The sequence below is a fragment of the Streptomyces sp. NPDC049887 genome (assembly GCF_040656535.1).
Classification (GTDB): domain Bacteria; phylum Actinomycetota; class Actinomycetes; order Streptomycetales; family Streptomycetaceae; genus Streptomyces.
Genome location: NZ_JBFAMM010000009.1, coordinates 138,350 through 157,324, shown reverse-complemented (window position 1 = coordinate 157,324; position 18,975 = coordinate 138,350). Strand labels below are relative to the sequence as shown.

General features: G+C 71.5%; 15 protein-coding genes. 10 read left to right on the top strand and 5 right to left on the bottom strand.

The features are described from left to right. Positions 1–27: 27 nt before the first annotated feature. The 3 genes from pdhA to AB0J10_RS14050 are packed head-to-tail and all read left to right on the top strand — an operon-like array spanning position 28 to position 3,630. The gene (gene pdhA, locus AB0J10_RS14060) at positions 28–1,194 is read left to right on the top strand and encodes a pyruvate dehydrogenase (acetyl-transferring) E1 component subunit alpha (RefSeq protein ID WP_363061219.1); all 1,167 of its coding nucleotides are present in this window, start codon (positions 28–30) and stop codon (positions 1,192–1,194) included. Between the two features lie 2 nt (positions 1,195–1,196). Continuing rightward, positions 1,197–2,177 carry an alpha-ketoacid dehydrogenase subunit beta gene (locus tag AB0J10_RS14055; protein ID WP_269729378.1) on the top strand — a complete coding sequence of 327 codons (981 nt, stop codon included), beginning with the start codon at positions 1,197–1,199 and terminating at the stop codon, positions 2,175–2,177. Positions 2,178–2,187: 10 nt separating this feature from the next. After that, positions 2,188–3,630: a dihydrolipoamide acetyltransferase family protein gene (locus tag AB0J10_RS14050; protein WP_363061217.1), complete on the top strand. Its 1,443-nt coding sequence runs from the start codon at positions 2,188–2,190 to the stop codon at positions 3,628–3,630. Positions 3,631–3,720: 90 nt separating this feature from the next. On the opposite strand, the gene AB0J10_RS14045 is transcribed toward AB0J10_RS14050, so the two are convergent. Continuing rightward, positions 3,721–4,644 (bottom strand): D-alanyl-D-alanine carboxypeptidase, encoded by a 924-nt coding sequence (locus AB0J10_RS14045; protein ID WP_363061384.1) that lies wholly within the window; start codon positions 4,642–4,644, stop codon positions 3,721–3,723. A gap of 285 nt (positions 4,645–4,929) precedes the next feature. Here AB0J10_RS14045 and AB0J10_RS14040 point away from each other — a divergent pair, with 285 nt between their 5' ends. Next, complete coding sequence (locus tag AB0J10_RS14040) at positions 4,930–5,583, top strand: GntR family transcriptional regulator (RefSeq protein ID WP_363061215.1); 654 nt, start codon at positions 4,930–4,932, stop codon at positions 5,581–5,583. Then, positions 5,580–6,878: an MFS transporter gene (locus AB0J10_RS14035; RefSeq protein ID WP_363061213.1), complete on the top strand. Its 1,299-nt coding sequence runs from the start codon at positions 5,580–5,582 to the stop codon at positions 6,876–6,878. Before AB0J10_RS14040 ends, AB0J10_RS14035 begins: the two co-directional genes overlap by 4 nt. A 96-nt stretch (positions 6,879–6,974) precedes the next feature. Here AB0J10_RS14035 and AB0J10_RS14030 read toward each other — a convergent pair whose 3' ends face one another. Next, complete coding sequence (locus tag AB0J10_RS14030; protein WP_363061211.1) at positions 6,975–7,799, bottom strand: maleylpyruvate isomerase family mycothiol-dependent enzyme; 825 nt, start codon at positions 7,797–7,799, stop codon at positions 6,975–6,977. A 165-nt stretch (positions 7,800–7,964) separates the two neighbouring features. Here AB0J10_RS14030 and AB0J10_RS14025 point away from each other — a divergent pair, with 165 nt between their 5' ends. Both AB0J10_RS14025 and AB0J10_RS14020 read left to right on the top strand, forming a co-directional pair. Then, a complete protein-coding gene (locus AB0J10_RS14025) occupies positions 7,965–8,768 on the top strand; it encodes a carbon-nitrogen family hydrolase (RefSeq protein WP_363061209.1) in 804 nt (267 codons plus the stop codon). Positions 8,769–8,889: 121 nt separating this feature from the next. Next, positions 8,890–10,707, top strand: a complete 1,818-nt coding sequence (locus tag AB0J10_RS14020) for an NHL domain-containing thioredoxin family protein (RefSeq protein ID WP_363061207.1) — start codon at positions 8,890–8,892, stop codon at positions 10,705–10,707. A 605-nt stretch (positions 10,708–11,312) separates the two neighbouring features. Here the strand turns inward: AB0J10_RS14020 and AB0J10_RS14015 are convergent. The 3 genes from AB0J10_RS14015 to AB0J10_RS14005 all read right to left on the bottom strand — a co-directional run bounded on the left by AB0J10_RS14015 (position 11,313) and on the right by AB0J10_RS14005 (position 14,951). Next, positions 11,313–11,543 carry a DUF6458 family protein gene (locus tag AB0J10_RS14015; protein ID WP_363061205.1) on the bottom strand — a complete coding sequence of 77 codons (231 nt, stop codon included), beginning with the start codon at positions 11,541–11,543 and terminating at the stop codon, positions 11,313–11,315. A 110-nt stretch (positions 11,544–11,653) separates the two neighbouring features. Further along, positions 11,654–12,967 carry a M18 family aminopeptidase gene (locus AB0J10_RS14010; RefSeq protein WP_363061203.1) on the bottom strand — a complete coding sequence of 438 codons (1,314 nt, stop codon included), beginning with the start codon at positions 12,965–12,967 and terminating at the stop codon, positions 11,654–11,656. Between the two features lie 157 nt (positions 12,968–13,124). Then, a complete protein-coding gene (locus tag AB0J10_RS14005) occupies positions 13,125–14,951 on the bottom strand; it encodes an acyl-CoA dehydrogenase (RefSeq protein ID WP_363061201.1) in 1,827 nt (608 codons plus the stop codon). A 533-nt stretch (positions 14,952–15,484) separates the two neighbouring features. Between AB0J10_RS14005 and AB0J10_RS14000 the strand changes: the two genes are divergently transcribed. The 3 genes from AB0J10_RS14000 (at position 15,485) to AB0J10_RS13990 (ending at position 18,847) form a co-directional block, all read left to right on the top strand. Further along, positions 15,485–15,982 carry an SseB family protein gene (locus AB0J10_RS14000; RefSeq protein ID WP_093653707.1) on the top strand — a complete coding sequence of 166 codons (498 nt, stop codon included), beginning with the start codon at positions 15,485–15,487 and terminating at the stop codon, positions 15,980–15,982. A 216-nt stretch (positions 15,983–16,198) separates the two neighbouring features. After that, the gene (locus AB0J10_RS13995) at positions 16,199–17,158 is read left to right on the top strand and encodes a pirin family protein (RefSeq protein WP_363061198.1); all 960 of its coding nucleotides are present in this window, start codon (positions 16,199–16,201) and stop codon (positions 17,156–17,158) included. Positions 17,159–17,395: 237 nt separating this feature from the next. Beyond that, entirely contained in the window at positions 17,396–18,847 is a 1,452-nt protein-coding gene (locus AB0J10_RS13990) for a hypothetical protein (protein ID WP_363061196.1), read from the top strand. Positions 18,848–18,975 lie beyond the last annotated feature (128 nt).

Sequence of the window (18,975 nt, the reverse complement as noted above, 5' to 3'; positions counted from 1 at the left end):
GAGCCGGACAGACGGAGGAGCACGCACGTGACCGTGGAGAACACTGCCGCGCGCAAACCGCGCCGCAGCAGTAAGCGCGTCAGCGCCGCGAAGAAGCCAACGGGTTCCGAGCCCCAGCTCGTACAGCTGCTGACGCCCGAGGGTGAGCGGGTCGAGCACCCGGACTACGACCACCATGTCGCCGATCTCGGCCCCGAGGAGCTCCGCGGGCTCTACCGGGACATGGTCCTCACCCGACGTTTCGACGCCGAGGCCACGGCGCTGCAGCGCCAGGGCGAGCTGGGCCTCTGGGCCTCGCTGCTCGGCCAGGAGGCCGCCCAGATCGGCTCCGGCCGCGCCCTGCGCGACGACGACTACGTCTTCCCGACCTACCGCGAGCACGGCGTCGCCTGGTGCCGCGGGGTCGACCCGACGAACCTGCTCGGGATGTTCCGCGGTGTGAACCACGGCGGCTGGGACCCGAACAGCAACAACTTCCACCTGTACACCATCGTCATCGGCTCGCAGACGCTGCACGCCACCGGCTACGCGATGGGGGTCGCGAAGGACGGCGCCGACTCCGCGGTGATCGCGTACTTCGGGGACGGCGCCTCCAGCCAGGGCGACGTGGCGGAGTCGTTCACCTTCTCCGCGGTCTACAACGCCCCGGTCGTGTTCTTCTGCCAGAACAACCAGTGGGCGATCTCCGAGCCCACGGAGCGCCAGACCCGGGTGCCGCTCTACCAGCGCGCCCAGGGTTACGGCTTCCCCGGTGTCCGCGTCGACGGCAACGACGTGCTCGCGTGCCTCGCCGTGACCCGGTCCGCGCTGGAGCGTGCCCGCCGGGGCGAGGGCCCGACGCTGGTCGAGGCGTTCACGTACCGCATGGGCGCCCACACCACGTCCGACGACCCCACCCGCTACCGCCACGACGACGAGCGGGTGGCCTGGGAGGCCAAGGACCCGATCCTGCGGCTCCGGAAGTACCTGGCCGCGCAGGGCCACGCCGACGAGGCGTTCTTCACCGAGCTCGACGCCGAGAGCGACGCGCTCGCCAAGCGCGTCCGCGAGGCGGTGCGCGCCATGCCCGACCCTGACGACATGGCGATGTTCGACCACGTCTACGCCGACGGGCACGCCCTCGTCGACGAGGAGCGCGCGCAGTTCGCCGCGTACCAGGCGTCGTTCGCCGACGCGTCGCAGGAGGTCAAGTAACCATGGCCGTAGAGAAGATGTCGCTCGCCAAGGCGCTCAACGAGTCGCTGCGCAAGGCCCTCGACACCGACCCCAAGGTCCTCGTCATGGGCGAGGACGTCGGCAAGCTCGGCGGAGTCTTCCGCATCACCGACGGGCTCCAGAAGGACTTCGGCGAGGAGCGGGTCATCGACACCCCGCTCGCCGAGTCCGGCATCGTCGGCACCGCGATCGGTCTCGCCCTGCGCGGCTACCGTCCCGTCGTCGAGATCCAGTTCGACGGTTTCGTCTTCCCCGCGTACGACCAGATCGTCACGCAGCTCGCGAAGATGCACGCCCGCGCGCTCGGCAAGGTCAAGCTGCCGGTCGTCGTCCGCATCCCCTACGGCGGCGGCATCGGCGCGGTCGAGCACCACTCCGAGTCGCCCGAGGCGCTGTTCGCGCACGTGGCCGGTCTCAAGGTCGTCTCGCCCTCGAACGCGGCCGACGGCTACTGGATGCTCCAGCAGGCCATCCAGAGCGACGACCCGGTGATCTTCTTCGAGCCCAAGCGGCGCTACTGGGACAAGGGCGAGGTCGACACCGAGTCCATCCCGGACCCGCTGCACGCCGCCCGCGTCGCCCGCGCCGGCACGGACATCACCCTCGCCGCCTACGGCCCGATGGTGAAGGTCTGCCTGGAGGCCGCCGCGGCAGCCGAGGAGGAGGGCAAGTCGGTCGAGGTCCTGGACCTGCGCTCGATGTCCCCGATCGACTTCGACGCCGTGCAGCGGTCGGTGGAGAGGACGGGCCGGCTGGTCGTCGTCCACGAGGCCCCGGTGTTCTACGGCTCGGGCGCGGAGATCGCCGCCCGCATCACGGAGCGGTGCTTCTACCACCTGGAGGCGCCGGTCCTGCGGGTCGGCGGATTCCACGCCCCCTACCCGCCGGCCCGGCTGGAGGAGGAGTACCTTCCGGGACTGGACCGGGTGCTCGACGCCGTCGACCGCTCGCTGGCGTACTGAGGAGAGGGTCGTGACGACGATGACTGACGCTTCCGCCCGCTTCCGCGAGTTCAAGATGCCCGACGTGGGCGAGGGGCTCACCGAGGCCGAGATCCTCAAGTGGTACGTCCAGCCGGGCGACACCGTCACCGACGGCCAGGTCGTGTGCGAGGTCGAGACCGCCAAGGCCGCGGTGGAACTGCCCATCCCGTACGACGGAGTGGTGCACGAGCTCCGCTTCGACGAGGGCACCACCGTGGACGTGGGCACCGCGATCATCACCGTGGACGTGGCGCCGGGCTCCGGCCCGGTCGAGGAGCCGCCGCCCGCGGCCACCGAGCCCGCGGTCGCGGCCGCCGAGCCGGAGGCCCCGGCCGAGGACAAGCCCGCCGGCCGCCAGCCCGTGCTGGTCGGCTACGGCGTGGCCGAGTCCTCCACCAAGCGCCGTCCGCGCAAGGGCACTTCGGTTCCCGGGCAGGCCCAGCCGGCCGCGCAGTCCGAGGCGAAGGCGGCCGTGCAGGCAGAGCTGAACGGTCACGGGTCCGCGGCGCCCGCCGCACCGCGCCCGCTGGCCAAGCCTCCGGTGCGCAAGCTCGCCAAGGACCTCGGGGTGGACCTCGCCACGGTCGTGCCCAGCGGTCCCGACGGGATCATCACTCGCGACGACGTCCGCGCGGCCGTGGCCCCGGCCGAGGCCCCCGCGCCCGTCGCGGCGCCCGAGCCCGTGGCCGCGGAGACCGTGGCGGCGCCCGCGGGGGCGGCGGTGGCAGGCGCCCGCGAGACCCGGATCCCGATCAAGGGCGTCCGGAAGGCCACCGCGTCGGCGATGGTCGGCTCCGCCTTCACCGCGCCGCACGTCACCGAGTTCATCACGGTCGACGTCACCCGCACGATGAAGCTGGTCGAGGAGCTGAAGTCCGACAAGGACATGGCCGGGCTGCGGGTGAACCCGCTGCTGCTCATCGCCAGGGCCCTGCTGGTCGCGATCAAGCGCAACCCGGAGGTCAACGCCGCCTGGGACGAGGCGAACCAGGAGATCGTGCTCAAGCACTACGTCAACCTGGGTATCGCCGCGGCCACCCCGCGCGGACTGATCGTGCCGAACATCAAGGACGCGCACGACAAGACCCTGCCGCAGCTCGCCGGGGCCCTCGGGGAGTTGGTGTCCACGGCCCGTGAGGGCAAGACGACTCCGGCCGCCATGCAGGGCGGCACGGTGACGATCACCAACGTGGGCGTCTTCGGGGTCGACACCGGCACACCGATCCTCAACCCCGGTGAGTCGGCGATCCTCGCGGTCGGCGCGATCAGGCTCCAGCCGTGGGTCCACAAGGGCAAGGTCAAGCCCCGCCAGGTCACGACGCTGGCGCTCTCCTTCGATCACCGGCTGGTCGACGGTGAACTGGGCTCCAAGGTGCTGGCGGACGTCGCGGCCGTGCTGGAGCAGCCGAAGAGGCTCATCACCTGGGCCTGACCGGCCGGTACACCATGCGACACCGCACGAAGAAGGTCCCGGGACGCCGCCGCGTCCCGGGACCTTCCCGTCAATCGGTGAGCGCGTCGATCAGTCGCGCTGGGCGCCGGCCGGGAGCGAACGCAGCTCCATCGAGCGGGCGCTGGTGGAGGCGAAGCCGAAGTCGAGCAGCTTCGCCGCGTCCTTGAAGCGGTTGTCGCCCGTGGACGACGCCAGGACGACACCGGTGTAGGTCTTGCCGTTGCGGGTCGCGGCGAAGACGAGGCAGGGGCCCGCCGCCGTGCCCGTACCGGTCTTCACACCGATGGCGCCGTTGTAGGAGCCCAGCAGCTTGTTGGTGTTGTACCAGGTGTAGGTGCGGGTGCCGCCGGTGCTGGTGGTGGCCGGGGCCTTGTACGACGTGGGTTTGACGACGTCGCGGAAGACGGAGCTGCTCATCGCGTGACGGGCCAGCTTCGCCAGGTCCGACGGGGTCGTGTAGTTGTTCCCGGTCGTGGAGATGCCGTCGAACGAGTCGAACTTGGTGTTGACCAGGCCCAGCTGCTTGGCCTTCGCGTTCATCTTGCCGATGAAGGACTTCGTCCTGGCCGAGGTCGTCGTACCCGTGCCGTACGTGTCGGCCAGGGCGTACGCGGCGTCGCAGCCGGACGGCAGCATCAGCCCGGACAGCAGCTGGCGGACGGTCAGCTTGTCGCCGGTGCGCAGGTCCGCCGTGCTGGCGCCCTCGCGGGTGACGTAGTTGCGGTACTCCGCCTTGACCGTGACCTTCTTGTTCAGGTCGACGCCCGGGATGGTGAGGACCGTTATGGCCGTCACCAGCTTCGTCGTGCTCGCCATCTGGCGGCGCGTGTTGTTGGCCTTGCCGTAGACGGCCTTGCCGTCCGCCTGGTTCAGGAGGAAGCCGCCCTTGGCGGTGATGGACGGGATCGGCGTGGCCGCCTGCGCGGGGGCGGCCAGGGGCGAGGCCGTCAGCAGCAGACCACCCGTGAGAGCGACGGTGGCGGCGCGGCGCAGGCCCTTGTGGCTGGTTTTCAAAGGAAACGCTCCGATAGTCGCGTATGCGTCGAAAGCCTGGCTTTCTCAGTCAATTGGGGATCCGGAGAGAGAACGATCCCGATACAAGACCCGTGACGGGCGTGAATGGATGCACGGCTGTGGCGCACATCTCGGCCGGGCTTCCCCGGCTCCTCGCCCGCGCCGGTGGGCGCGCCCGCCGCCGCGCCCGGTCCCAACCGCCGCGCCGTCCTGAATGGTGGACACCCACTGCTGATGCACCCCTGTTGTATCTATGCTGTGCGCATGCCCGCCGCCCCCGTGAGACAGCCCCCTGCCGCCGACCGCGTCTACGCCCACATCAAGCAGGCCGTCCTCGACCGCCGCTACGAGGGCGGCACCCTCCTCACCGAGGGCGAACTCGCCGAGGCCGTCGGGGTGTCCCGCACCCCCGTCCGCGAGGCGCTCCTCAAACTGGAGATGGAAGGGCTCCTCAAGCTCTACCCGAAGAAGGGCGCGCTCGTCCTCGCCGTCTCCGCACAGGAAATCGCCGATGTCGTCGAAACCCGGTTGCTGGTCGAGGAGTTCGCCGTTCGCCGGGCCGTGCCCGCCCCGCCCCGGCTGATCGAGCGCCTGGAGGAACTGCTCGAGGAGCAGAAGCGGCGCGCCGAGTCCGGAGATCTCGCCGAGGTCGCCGTCACCGACCGCTGCTTCCACGCGGAGATCGTCCGGCACGCCGGAAACGAGATCCTCTCCCGCCTCTACGACCAGCTGCGCGACCGCCAGCTGCGGATGGGGGTCGCCGTCATGCACTCGCACCCCGACCGCATCGCCAAGAACATCGCCGAGCACGCCGAGGTGCTGGACGCCATCAGGGCCGGCGACACCGAGAGGGCCGCGGCCTGCGTGCACCAGCATCTGGGGTGGGTCAAGGTGCTGGTCCGGGGTGAGGAGCGATGAGCCGGGAGTCCGCCGCACTGCCCGGTGATCCCCCCGGCGGACGCCGGGCCGCCCTCGTCTGGGGCATCGGTGTCTCCGTCTACTTCGTCGCCGTCATCTTCCGTACGTCGCTGGGCGTCGCCGGACTCGACGCCGCCGACCGCTTCGACGTCAACGCGTCCGCGCTGTCGACCTTCTCCATACTGCAACTGCTCGTCTACGCGGGCATGCAGATACCCGTCGGCCTCATGGTCGACCGGCTCGGCACCAAGCGTGTCCTGACCATCGGCGTCGTCCTCTTCACCGCGGGGCAGCTCGGCTTCGCCCTCTCCCCCTCCTACGGCACAGCCCTCGGCGCACGCGCCCTCCTGGGCTGCGGCGACGCGATGACCTTCATCAGCGTGCTGCGGCTCGGCTCCCGCTGGTTCCCCGCCCGCCGGGGACCGTTCGTCGCCCAGGTGGCGGCGCTGTTCGGGATGGCGGGCAACCTGGTCTCCACGATCGTCGTCTCCCGGATGCTGGACGGCCTCGGCTGGACCGCGACGTTCGCGGGCAGCGCGGCGGCCGGAGCGGTCGTCCTCGTCCTGCTCGTCCTCTTCCTCAAGGACCATCCCGAGGGCTGGGAGCCGCCGCCCGCCGAGCACGCCGGGGCGGCCTTCGTCCGCCGGCAGATCGTCCTCTCCTGGCGCGAGCCCGGCACCCGTCTGGGGTTGTGGGTGCACTTCACCACCCAGTTCCCCGCCATGGTGTTCCTGCTGCTGTGGGGGCTGCCGTTCCTCGTCGAGGCCCAGCGGCTCCCCAGGGAGACCGCGGGCGGGCTGCTCACCCTCGTGGTGGTCTCCAACATGGTGGTGGGACTGGTCTACGGCCAGATCATCGCCCGGCACAACGCCGCGCGGTCGCCCCTCGCCGTCGGCACGGTAGGGACGACCGCCACGGTGTGGGCCGCCGTCCTCGCCCACCCGGGCCCGGCACCGATGTGGCTGCTCATCACCCTGTGCGCGGTCCTCGGCGCATGCGGACCCGCGTCGATGATCGGCTTCGACTTCGCCAGGCCCGCCAACCCGCCGGAGCGCCAGGGGACGGCGTCCGGCATCGTCAACATGGGCGGCTTCGTGGCCTCCATGACCACGCTGCTGGCAGTGGGCGTACTGCTGGACGCGACCGGCGGCGACTACCGGATCGCGTTCTCGTCCGTCTTCGTCCTGGAGGCGCTGGGCGTCGCGCAGATCCTGAGGCTGCGGGCGCGCACGGTGCGACGGGAGCGGGAGCGGCTGGTGTCGAGCCGGGTCGAGGCGGTGCACGTCCCGGTGTGAGGCGCACGGCGCGCGCCGGGACGTACGCGGCACGCCGTCCACGGCGCCCCTGCGCGGCGCGAGGCACCGACGACGGCGGCCCGGGAACGCCACCCGCTACGGCGTCACCGCGAACGAGTCCAGGATCGCCCCCGCGAGGTCGGCGTCCCCGTCGATCTTGATCCGGTCGGCGACGGCCGCGGGCCTGACCCGGCCGGCCGCCAGCCGGACGTACGTCTCCCAGTCCAGCGCCAGCGTCGCGGCCGGGCCCAGCGAGGGCGCGCCGTCGATCGTGCCGCGTCCGTCCGCGCCGACCCGCACCGTCCGCAGGAACTCCACCGGACCGTGCACGTCGAAGACCACCGCCGTGTGCGGCGGGGCGCCGGCGTCCTTGGCGACGACCCTCGGCAGCACCGCGAGGAAGTTGTCACGGGCGACGTGCGCGCCGGGGGAGTCGAGGTTGCCCGGCCTGTTCAGCGCGGCGCGCAGGTCCTGTTCGTGCACCCAGATGTCGAACGCCCGCATGCGGTAGGCCAGTTCCAGCGTCTGCTCCGCGCCCAGCGGGGCACGCACCATCGTGTCGGGCGCACGGTTCTCGTTCCGCAGCTGCCGGTTCCGCCGGATGATCGTGTACTCGAGCTCCGCGGTCATCTCCGGCGCCGTGTGGTGGCGGCGCACATCGACCTGCATCTCCATGTAGCGGGCGAACTCGCTGCGCACATGGTAGAGATCGCGCGGCAGCGTGTGGATCGGCCGGGGATCGCCGAGCATCTCGCACTCCATGCCGATCACATGCGACACGATGTCGCGTACCGACCAGCCGGGGCACGGCGTCGCGCGGTTCCACTCGCCCTCGGCGAGCGGGTGCACCAGCTCGGATATGGCTTCGACGGAGTGGGCCCAGGCATCGGCGTAGGTCTGGAGACTGGGATGGACGGTCACGGAACCCCTCGGCGGTCGTGCGCGGGCTGGGTGCAGGCGGCTGCCGGGGGTCCTGGGGGTGACCCCCGGGAGAGAACAGTACGCTGCCCTTGGGCACCCCGGCAGTGCTTTCGTGTGACGATCGTAGGCCCGTGTTGACGGCTCGAATGCCAGGACGGTGGTAGTGTGCGCGCCTCACTCATCCAGATCGCAGTAGACCGGGACGAATCGGTGGATTCCCGCCGCAGCCGAGCGGCCGAACTGGTCCGGGAGCAGCGTGGATCCGACCTCGTCGTCCTCCCCGAGCTCTGGCCCGTCGGAGCCTTCGCGTACGAGGCGTTCGAGGCGGAGGCCGAGACTCTGGACGGCCCCACGCGCCAGGTCATGGCGAAGGCGGCCGCCGACGCGGGCGTGTGGCTGCACGCCGGGTCCGTCGTCGAACGGGCCCCCGACGGGCGCCTCTTCAACACCTCGCTCGTCCTCTCACCCGAGGGCCGCCTCGTGGGCGTCTACCGGAAGATCCACCGCTTCGGCTTCGACAAGGGCGAGGCCGTGATGATGGCCGCGGGCGAGGACCTGGTGACGGTACGGCTCCCCGAGACCACCCTCGGCCTCGGCACCTGCTACGACCTGCGCTTCCCGGAGCTGTTCCGCGGTCTGGTCGACGCCGGCGCCGACGTCCTCGTCGTCCCCGCCGGCTGGCCGGAGCGGCGCCGTGCCCACTGGACCCTCCTGGCGCGGGCGCGGGCGGTCGAGAACCAGGCGTACGTCCTCGCCTGCGGCACCGCCGGTACCCACGCGGGCGTGGAGCAGGCGGGCCACAGCATCGTCGTCGACCCCTGGGGCGAGGTCCTCGCCGAGGCGGGCGGCGGGGAGGAGGTCCTCACGACCGACCTCGACCCGAAGAAGCCCGCCGCGACCCGCGACCAGTTCCCGGCCCTCAAGGACCGCCGCCTGGGCCTGGCACCGCCGGCGGGACCCAGGGCCTGACACTTCGCGGTCCCCGCCCTCCCGTGCCGCCACGTCCCGGCGTTCCGGAACGGTCGGCACCCGCCGGGCCGGCCCCGGACCGGCCGGAGGCGCGCAGTCCGGAAGTGGCACCCTTGAACGCATGAACGCCGCTTCCCCCGCGCCCCGCCGACGTGCCCGTGTCCGCGCCCCCGAGCTGATCGGCAAGGGTGGCTGGCTGAACACCGGAGGCAACGAGCTCACCCTCGCCGACCTGCGAGGCAAGTGCGTTGTTGTAGATTTCTGGACGTTCTGCTGCATCAACTGCCTGCACGTCCTGGACGAGCTGCGCGAGCTCGAGGAGAAGCACCGCGACACCACGGTGATCATCGGTGTCCACTCGCCCAAGTTCGTGCACGAGGCCGAGCACCAGGCCGTCGCCGACGCCGTCGAGCGGTACGAGGTCCACCACCCCGTCCTCGACGACCCCGAGCTCGCGACCTGGAAGCAGTACGCGGTACGGGCCTGGCCGACGCTCGTGGTGATCGACCCCGAAGGGTACGTCGTCGCCCAGCACGCCGGTGAGGGCCACGCGCACGCCATCGAGCGGCTCGTGGAGCAGCTGGAGATCGAGCACGAGGCGAAGGGGACGCTGCGGCGCGGGGACGGGCCGTATGTGCCGCCGGAGCCGGTCGCGACGGATCTGCGCTTCCCGGGGAAGGCCGTGCGGCTGCCGTCCGGGCGGCTCCTGGTCTCCGATTCGACCCGCCACCAGCTGGTCGAGCTGGAGCCGGACGGCGAGACCGTCGTACGCCGGATCGGCGACGGTGACTTCCGGGAGCCGCAGGGTCTCGCGCTGCTGCCGTCGGGGAAGGTGATCGTCGCCGACACCGTGAACCACGCCCTGCGGACGTTTCACCCCGGGACCGGTGAGATCGAGCGGGTCGCGGGGACGGGGCGGCAGTGGTGGCAGGGGTCGCCGACGTCGGGGCCGGCGCTGGAGGTCGACCTGTCCTCCCCGTGGGACGTGGCCTGGTGGCAGGGCAAGGTGTGGATCGCGATGGCCGGCGTCCATCAGCTGTGGACGTACGACCCGGAGACCGGCACGGTCGAGGCGGTCGCCGGCACCACCAACGAGGGCCTGGTGGACGGGCCGGCGGCCGAGGCGTGGTTCGCGCAGCCGTCCGGGCTGGCCTCGGCCGGGGACCGGCTGTGGATCGCGGACTCGGAGACGTCAGCGCTCCGCTGGATCGGCACCGACGGTGTCGTGCACACCGCGGTCGGCACCGGTCTCTTCGACTTCGGGCACCGGGACGGGGAAGCCGGACAGGCCCTGCTCCAGCACCCGTTGGGCGTCACCGCGCTGCCCGACGGCTCGGTGGCGGTGTCCGACACGTACAACCACGCGCTCCGGCGCTACGATCCGGCGACCGGCGCGGTGACGACACTCGCGACCGATCTGCGCGAGCCGTCCGGCGCGGTGCTGGACGGCGAGGAGATCGTCGTCGTGGAGTCGGCGCGGCACCGGCTGACGAGGCTGCGGCTGCCCGAGGAGGCAGTCCGGGTGGAGGCGGTGGCACACCGCACGCAGCGTGCGGCCACCGAGGTGGCGCCGGGGAGGCTGCGGCTCGACGTGGTCTTCCAGGCCCCCGAGGGGCAGAAGCTCGACACCCGTTACGGCCCGTCGACCAGGCTGCTGGTGTCGTCGACCCCGCCGGAGCTGCTGGCCGCGGGCGAGGGTGCGGGAACGGACCTGTTCCGGGAGCTGGAGCTGAATCCGGCGGTGACGGAAGGCGTGCTGCACGTGTCGGCGATGGCGGCCTCCTGCGACGATCCGGCTGGGGGCACCTCCCGGTCGGAGACTGGGGGAGAGTATCCGGCGTGCCATGTGCACCAGCAGGACTGGGGTGTTCCGGTCCGGGTGTCGCCGGACGGGGTGGCCCGGCTGCCGCTGGTGCTCGCGGGCATGGACGACGCGTAGCCGGTTCCGGGGTGCGGCCCGGCGGGCGGGCGTCAGTGGAGCAGGCCCTGTTCGCCGGGCTCGCGTCCCGCGGCGGCGTCGAGGCAACCGGCCGCCCACGGAACCGGGTTGTGGGTGTCCCGGCGCCTCCGGCACCCGCCCGGAGCAGCCGGGGGCAGCCTCCGTGGAGGAGTTCCCTCGTCCGCTCCCCGGAGACGTCCCCTCCCCGGAGACGTCGGCCCTCCGGATGCGGTTGGCGAGCAGGTGGCCGCCTTCGTGGGCGACGTCGTCGGCCCGCGAGGGACGGTCGTCGTACTGGCGCATTCAGCAGTCCGGCGAGGGCGACGACGACCGCGGCCGCCGCGGCGAGCAGGGCGGCGCGCTTCCTCCGGGAGGGACCGCGATGTCGCACGAGGGCCGTCCCTGTCCCAGGAGGACCATGCGAAGCACCGTGCCCGGCAGGGTGCTTCGCGGATGTCAGCGGACGTCAGCGGCACGGCGGACGCCGCCGTGCGGTGCCGGTGGCCGGCGCGCGTCGTCGCGACGCCGCCGGCCGGCCCCGGCGGACGCCGACTGCGGTGTGCGGCCGGCGCCCGGTCCGCGGAGTGCCGCGGGCCGGTACCGCGTCAGCGCTCGTAGCCGCTGCGCCGGGGTTCCTCCACCACGGTCGGGGCGACCGGGGAGACGATTGCCCGGCGGCGCCGCGCGATGCTGGTGAAGGTGGCGACGCCGATGATGCCGACCGCCATCATGATCAGGCCGACCAGATCGAGGTTGACGCTCTCGGTGTTCCAGTCGGTCGCGAAGGTGAGAATCGCCCCCGCGCCGATCAGCAGGATGCAGCCTCCCAGGCCCATGATCTCCGCCTCCCGTGTCGATGTAGGACCTCCGGGTACCCCGGCGGGCGGCACCTACGCGGGAAAGCCGGCACGACGTCCGCGCGGCACACGGCGGAGAGCCGCGAGGGTCAGCCTTCGAGGAAGGCCACCAGTGCGTTGGCCAGCAGGAACGGGTCGTCGGCGCCGCAGAGTTCGCGGGCGCTGTGCATGGAGAGGATCGCGACGCCGATGTCGACGGTGCGGATCCCGTGGCGGGCGGCGGTGATCGGGCCGATCGTCGTGCCGCACGGCATCGCGTTGTTGGAGACGAACGTCTGCCACTCCACGCCGGCGCGTTCGCAGGCGGCGGCGAACACGGCCCGGCCGCTGCCGTCCGTGGCGTACCGCTGGTTGACGTTGACCTTGAGGATGGGGCCGCGGTTGGGGCGGGGGTGGTGCGTGGGGTCGTGGCGCTCCGCGTAGTTGGGGTGCACGGCGTGGCCGGTGTCCGAGGAGAGGCAGACCGTGCCGGCGAAGGCCCGGGCGCGGTCCTCGTAGGTGCCGCCGCGGGCGAACACCGAGCGCTCCAGCACCGATCCGAGGAGCGGGCCGTCCGCGCCGGTGTCGGCCTGGGAGCCGTTCTCCTCGTGGTCGAAGGCGGCGAGGACGGGGATGTACGCCAGGCCGTCCCGGCCGGAGACGGCGGCGAGCGCCGCGGTGCCGGCGTGCACGGAGAGGAGGTTGTCCATCCGCGGACCGGCGACGAGTTCGCGGTGGCGGCCGAGGAACGCGGGGGCCTCCAGGGCGTGGGTCATCAGGTCCCAGCCGGTGACCTCGCCGGGCGCGAGTCCGCTCTCCTCCTCCAGGAACGAGATCAGGTCACCCTCGCGGACGGTGCCGCCGAGGCCCCAGATGGGCTGCATGTGCTTCTGCTTGTCGAGCTGCAGCCCCTTCTCGTAGATCGAGCGGTCCATGTGGATGGCGAGCTGGGGCACGCGCAGCAGCGGCCGGTCGACGCTGACCAGGCGGCTGGTGCCGTCCCGCAGCGTGAGCCGTCCGGCGAGGCCGAGGTCGCGGTCGAGCCAGGAGTTGAGCAGCGGCCCGCCGTAGACCTCCACGGCGATCTGCCGCCAGCCGTGCGCCCCCATGTCCGGCTGGGGCTTGACGCGGAGGTTGGGGGAGTCGGTGTGCGCGCCGACGATGCGGAAGGGGGTGTGGGCCGGTGCGCCCTCCGGCACGTACCAGGCGATGATCGCGCCGCCCCGGAGCACGTACTTGCCGCCGCTGGTCCCGTCCCAGGCGTCGGTCTCCTCGACCTGCCGGAAGCCGGCCTTGTCCAGCCGCTCGGCGGCGTTCGCCACGGCGTGGTAGGGCGAGGGGCTCGCCGCCAGGAAGGACATCATGTCCTCGGTGTGGCCGCGGTCGAAGGCGGCGGGTGACGGGGAGGCTGCACGGCTGCTCATGGTGTTCACCTTAACGAGCGTTCCCCGAGGGCCCGGTCCGCCCGGTGGGACGGGCCGTCCGCGGCGCGGTAGCGGGGGTGGTGGCTGCGGTACGGCGGAAGGCCCGCTCCGTCCGGGACGGGAGCGGGCCTTCGCGGCGGTGTGGTGCGAGCGCGGACTAGAAGGCCGCCTCGTCCAGCTCCATCAGGTCGTTGTCGACGCCCTCGGCGATCTCGCGGGCGAGCGAGACACCCGGCAGGACGTTGGCGGCGAAGAACTTCGCGGCCGCGATCTTGCCCTGGTAGAAGGCCCTGTCCTTGGCGGAGGCGGTCTCCAGCTTCTCGGCGGCGACGGCCGCACCGCGCAGCAGCAGGTAGCCGACGACGACATCGCCGGAGGCGAGCAGCAGGCGGGTGGTGTTGAGGCCGACCTTGTAGATGTTCTTGACGTCCTCGCCGGTGGCGGTGAGGTCGGTGAGCATCCGGCCGACGATCGCCTCCAGGTCCACGGCGGCCTTGGAGAGGGCGTCGCGGGCGCCGGCCAGCTCGTCGCCGCCGGTGCCGACCGCGAGGAACTTCTTGATCTCCTCGGCCAGCAGGTTCAGCGAGGCGCCCTGGTCGCGGACGATCTTCCGGAAGAAGTAGTCCTGGCCCTGGATCGCCGTGGTGCCCTCGTAGAGGGTGTCGATCTTGGCGTCGCGGATGTACTGCTCGATCGGGTACTCCTGCAGGTACCCGGAGCCGCCGAAGATCTGCAGCGACTGGGCGAGCTGCTCGTACGCCTTCTCGGAGCCGTAGCCCTTGACGATCGGCAGCAGCAGGTCGTTCAGGCCGTGCAGGGACTTGGCGTCCTCGCCCGCGGCCTCCTTGAACGCGATCTCGTCCTGCACCGCGGCGGTGTAGAGGACGAGCGAGCGCATGCCCTCCGCGTACGCCTTCTGCGTCATGAGCGAGCGGCGCACGTCGGGGTGGTGGGTGATGGTGACCTTGGGCGCGGTCTTGTCCATGAAGTTGGCCAGGTCGGGGCCCTGGACGCGCTCCTTGGCGTACTCCAGCGCGTTGAGGTAGCCCGTCGACAGCGTGGAGATCGCCTTCGTGCCGACCATCATGCGGGCGAACTCGATGATCATGAACATCTGGCGGATGCCGTCGTGCTTGTCGCCGATCAGCCAGCCCTTGGCGGGGTGCTTGTCGCCGAAGGTCATCTCGCACGTGTTGGACGCCTTGAGGCCCATCTTGTGCTCGACGTTGGTGGCGTAGACGCCGTTGCGCTCGCCCAGCTCGCCGGTCTCCCAGTCGAAGTGGAACTTCGGCACGAGGAAGAGGGACAGGCCCTTGGTGCCGGGGCCGTGGCCCTCGGGGCGGGCGAGGACGTAGTGGAGGATGTTCTCCTCCATGTCGTGCTCACCGGAGGTGATGAAGCGCTTCACGCCCTCGATGTGCCAGGAGCCGTCGTCCTGCTTGATCGCCTTGGTGCGGCCGGCGCCCACGTCCGAGCCCGCGTCGGGCTCGGTGAGGACCATGGTGGAGCCCCACTGCTTCTCGACCGCGATCCGGGCGACCTTCTTCTGGGCCTCGTTGCCCTCGTCGTGGAGGATGCCTGCGAACGCCGGGCCCGAGGAGTACATCCATATCGCGGGGTTCGAACCGAGGAGCAGTTCGGCGTAGGACCAGACGAGGGAGCGCGGCGCGGTGGTGCCGCCGATCTCCTCGGGGAGGCCGAGGCGCCAGTACTCGGAGTCCATGAAGGCCTTGTAGCTCTTCTTGAAGCTGGCGGGCACCGGGGCGGTGTTGGTCTCGGGGTCGAAGACCGGCGGGTTGCGGTCGGCGTCGGCGAAGGACTCGGCGAGGTCGTTCTCCGCGAGGCGGGCGATCTCGTCGAGGATGCTCTTGGCGGTCTCGACGTCCATCTCCGCGAACGGGCCCGTGCCGTACAGCTTGTCGCGCCCGAGGACCTCGAAGAGGTTGAACTCGATGTCGCGGAGATTCGACTTGTAGTGCCCCATGGCGACGGCTCCGTAACGGATCGGGGAGGAGGCAGGGTTCCTCGTACATCTACCAGCAAGTAGCTACGATGATGCTACCCGTCGGTAATAAGAAGCAACCCCCCACCGGCATCTGTGACGCGCCCCGCATCCGGCGGCTCCGCCGGGCCGGGCGGCTCGCACCAGACTGTCCTGCTGCCCGGGCTCCGGTCCACACCCCGGCGCAGACCGGTCGCCGCCGGCGGGGCGAGGCCCCCTCCGGACTCTTCGTCGGTTCCCGCGGGGCGCGGTACGGGCCGCCGCAGCGGACACGGTTCGGTGACCGCGACCCGCGTCCGGGCGTCGCCGGCGTCCTGGACGCTCACGGTGACGGGCGTCCCCTCCCCGAGATGGGTGATCATCTTCGTCGGCAACTCGCTGACGGGAAGCTGGAGTTCCGGCGATACGGCACCCATGCGGCGTTCGTCGGGGCGATCGGGTCCGGGGAGTTCACCCGCTGAGGCGTGACCGGCGGCCGGGCCCGCTCCCGGCGGAGCCTCGGTAGGCTTGCGCCCATGTACGGCTACGACCAGACCCCCGGCGGTCAGCAGCACTACGGCCCCCCGCCGCAGCAGCCGATGTCGGGCGCGGGCATGCCCGGAGCCGGGATGCCCGGAGCGGGCTACGGTGAGCAGCCGCTGTACCCCGAGCCGTCGCCCCCTTCGCTCGCCGACGCGGTTCGGGCCTTCACGACGGGGTCGCTCTCCGCGGAGGACTTCCAGCAGGTCTTCGCGACCTCGAAGGTGTACTGCCCGCGCGGGGACAATCCCGGCTTCCTTGCGCTGCACAACACGCAGCAGCCGGTGATCCCGATGTTCAGCTCGCTCAAGGAGCTGCGCCGCTACGCGGGCAAGGAGTCCAAGTACTTCGTGATCACCGGTGCCGAGGTGATCGACCTGCTGCCCACCGGGTACGGCTTCGTCCTCGACATGGAGGGCGAGCACCGGATGGTCTTCGACGCGAAGGCCGTCGAGCAGATGGTCGACTTCGCGATGCGGCGTATGTACGGGTAGTCCCCGCAGCCCCTCCCTCCCTCTCTCCGGCGACCGGCGAGCACCCCCCGTGGTGCTCGCCGGTCGTCTGTGTGCGGGGTCGTCCGTGCGCGGGGCCGTCCCCGGACGGCGGGGGGCCCGTTCGCGGGGTCTCCGGGAATTCGTCCGAAGAGATCCGTGTTGGGGGTGGCGAGAAGTTCAGGATTCAACTAATCTGGACGCACAAGGAGGGCCCCCATGCCTGCAGTGACTGTCGAGAACCCGCTCACCCTGCCGCGCGTCACCGCGGCCGACGACGCCGTCCAGCGGCCCGTGCTGGCCGTGACCACGGCGCCCCAGGGGTACGAAGGGGAGGGTTTCCCGGTGCGCCGCGCGTTCGCCGGGATCAACTACAAGCACCTCGACCCGTTCATCATGATGGACCAGATGGGCGAGGTGGAGTACGCGCCGGGCGAACCGAAGGGCACGCCCTGGCACCCGCACCGCGGCTTCGAGACCGTCACGTACCTGATCGACGGAACCTTCGTCCACCAGGACAGCAACGGCGGTGGCGGGACGATCCGCAACGGCGACACCCAGTGGATGACCGCGGGTTCGGGCCTGCTCCACATCGAGGCGCCGCCGGAGGACCTCGTCATGTCGGGCGGACTCTTCCACGGCCTCCAGCTCTGGGTGAACCTCCCGGCGGCGAACAAGATGATGGACCCGCGCTACCAGGACATCCGCGGCGGCCAGGTGCAGCTGCTGACCTCCCCGGACGGCGGCGCGCTGCTCCGGGTGATCGCCGGTGAACTCGACGGCCACCAGGGGCCGGGCATCACCCACACCCCGATCACGATGATCCACGCGACCCTGCGGCCGGGCGCGCAGATCACCCTGCCGTGGCGCGAGGACTTCAACGGCCTCGCGTACGTGCTCGCCGGACGCGGCTCCGTCGGCACCGAGCGCCGGCCCGTCCACAAGGGACAGACGGCGGTGTTCGGCGAGGGCGGCGCGCTGACCGTGCGGGCCGACGACAAGCAGGACGCCGTCGGCACCGGTGACCTGGAGATCGTGCTGCTCGGCGGCCGACCCATCCGGGAGCCGATGGCGCACTACGGGCCGTTCGTCATGAACACCCGCGAGGAGTTGCAGCAGGCGTTCGACGACTTCCAGAAGGGCCGCCTCGGCACCATCCCGGCCGTCCACGGGATGTGAGTCCCGGGCCCGGGTTCGCGACCCGGCGGGCGTGCGGTCGACGCCGCCCGCCCCGGGGCCGGGCGGGGCGTGCGGCGGCACAGGTCAGCCCGCTCCGTCTCCGTGGAGGGCCCGGCCGCCCGGGTGGCGCGGTTCGGTGTGGCATCGGTGTGGCGCCGCCTCGCTCCTGTGGTGTGTTGGCGGTGGAGTCGTCCGGGTGGTGCCTACGGTGCTGGTCCCCACGCCTATGGAGCTGCCATGAGATCCGTTGCGAGAGCGGGCGGCGTCTGCGCCGTCCTGGCCCTCGGCCTCGCCTTCGTCCCGGCACTGCCGGCGCAGGCCGACCCGTCCCGGCCCTCCGACGCCATCGCCTGTGACGTCGAGGCCCTGAAGGCGGCCATCGTCGCCGCCAACGCCGCGGGCGGGGGCACGATCCGGCTGCCTTCCAGGTGCACCTACACACTCACGGCAGTGGACAACACCGGTCCCGGCGGCGACCCCAACGGCCTGCCGCTGATCACCACACCCGTCACGCTCAAGGGCGGGAAGGACACGGTCATCGAACGGGCCGCCACCGCTCCCCAGTTCCGCGTCTTCGAGGTCACCGGCCCGGCAGGCGCCCTCACCCTCGACGGCACCGGCCGCGGAAAGGGCCGCGGCGACGGCTGGAGCGCCGCCTCGGTACTCGGCGGCATCGACCGCGATCGGGACCGCGATCGGGACCGCGACGACCCGGACTGCCGGAGCGGCTCGGGTCTGACCGTCCGCGGCGGCAGCAGCACCGACGACGGCGGCGCCGTCTTCGTCGACGACGACCGTAGCCTGACCCTGAAGTGCACAACCCTCACCGGCAACAACGCCGCCGACAACGGTGGCGCGGTCCACGCCGAGAACGGCGCCACCGTCACCGCCACCTCCAGCCATGTGGACGGCAACACCGCGAGCGACCACGGTGGGGGCATTTTCAGCGACGGGACCACGCTGTCCCTCAAGCGGAGCAGCGTGAACGGCAACGCCGGCGACGACGGGGGCGGCATCCACACCGAGGGAGGCAGCCTCTCCCTCACCGACAGCACCGTCAACCAGAACACGTCCCGTAGCGGGGTGGGGGGCGGTATCCTCGCCGAAAACGCCCCCGCAACGTTTATTCGCAGCCAGGTGAACCGGAACACCGGCGCGATCACCGGCGGCGGCATCGCGATCCTCGCCGGCGAAGGCGTCGTCACGACCTTCTGGCGAAGCGAGATCAACGGCAACACCGGCATCATCCTGGGCGCAGGCATCTTCAACAACGGCGGCACCGTCACCCTGCAGTCCACCCACGTCGGCAACAACACACTCGCCGACATCTCACCGCTCGGCGCCGGCATCCTCAACGGCGGCAACCTCACCCTTCGCGACAGCCGCGTCAGCGGGAACACGGCTCCCGGTGACGTGGGCGGGGGCGGCGGCATCGCGAACTTCGCCACCCTCGACATCGAGAAGACCTCCATCAGGGACAACACCGCCGGCGCCCTCGGCGGCGGCCTGTACAACGGCGACGGCACCGCGACCCTGACCGGCTCCAAGGTCACCAGGAACGAGGCCACCAGCGGCGGCGGCATCTACGAGGAGCCCGGCAGCACCGTCACCCTCAACCAGACCGCGGTCACCGACAACACCCCCGACAACTGCGCCCCGCCCGGAGCCGTACCCGGCTGCACCGGCTGAGCCCGGCACTCCGGCCGACCGTGGCGCTCCGCCGCGGAGCACCGGCCGGCACGGGCTGATCGGGGGCAGCCCGTGCCGCCGGACACCCCCGAGGCGGTTCCCTCCCCGACGACGGGCGGTCCTCTCTC

Bases quoted from the DNA above. Each gene is read 5' to 3' on its own strand.
- AB0J10_RS14055 (WP_269729378.1), top strand. From the start codon at position 1,197: ATGGCCGTAGAGAAGATGTCGCTCGCCAAGGCGCTCAACGAGTCGCTG.
- AB0J10_RS14040 (WP_363061215.1), top strand. From the start codon at position 4,930: ATGCCCGCCGCCCCCGTGAGACAGCCCCCTGCCGCCGACCGCGTCTAC.
- AB0J10_RS14035 (WP_363061213.1), top strand. From the start codon at position 5,580: ATGAGCCGGGAGTCCGCCGCACTGCCCGGTGATCCCCCCGGCGGACGC.
- AB0J10_RS14020 (WP_363061207.1), top strand. From the start codon at position 8,890: ATGAACGCCGCTTCCCCCGCGCCCCGCCGACGTGCCCGTGTCCGCGCC.
- AB0J10_RS14015 (WP_363061205.1), bottom strand. From the start codon at position 11,543: ATGGGCCTGGGAGGCTGCATCCTGCTGATCGGCGCGGGGGCGATTCTC.
- AB0J10_RS14010 (WP_363061203.1), bottom strand. From the start codon at position 12,967: ATGAGCAGCCGTGCAGCCTCCCCGTCACCCGCCGCCTTCGACCGCGGC.
- AB0J10_RS14005 (WP_363061201.1), bottom strand. From the start codon at position 14,951: ATGGGGCACTACAAGTCGAATCTCCGCGACATCGAGTTCAACCTCTTC.
- AB0J10_RS14000 (WP_093653707.1), top strand. From the start codon at position 15,485: ATGTACGGCTACGACCAGACCCCCGGCGGTCAGCAGCACTACGGCCCC.
- AB0J10_RS13995 (WP_363061198.1), top strand. From the start codon at position 16,199: ATGCCTGCAGTGACTGTCGAGAACCCGCTCACCCTGCCGCGCGTCACC.
- AB0J10_RS13990 (WP_363061196.1), top strand. From the start codon at position 17,396: ATGAGATCCGTTGCGAGAGCGGGCGGCGTCTGCGCCGTCCTGGCCCTC.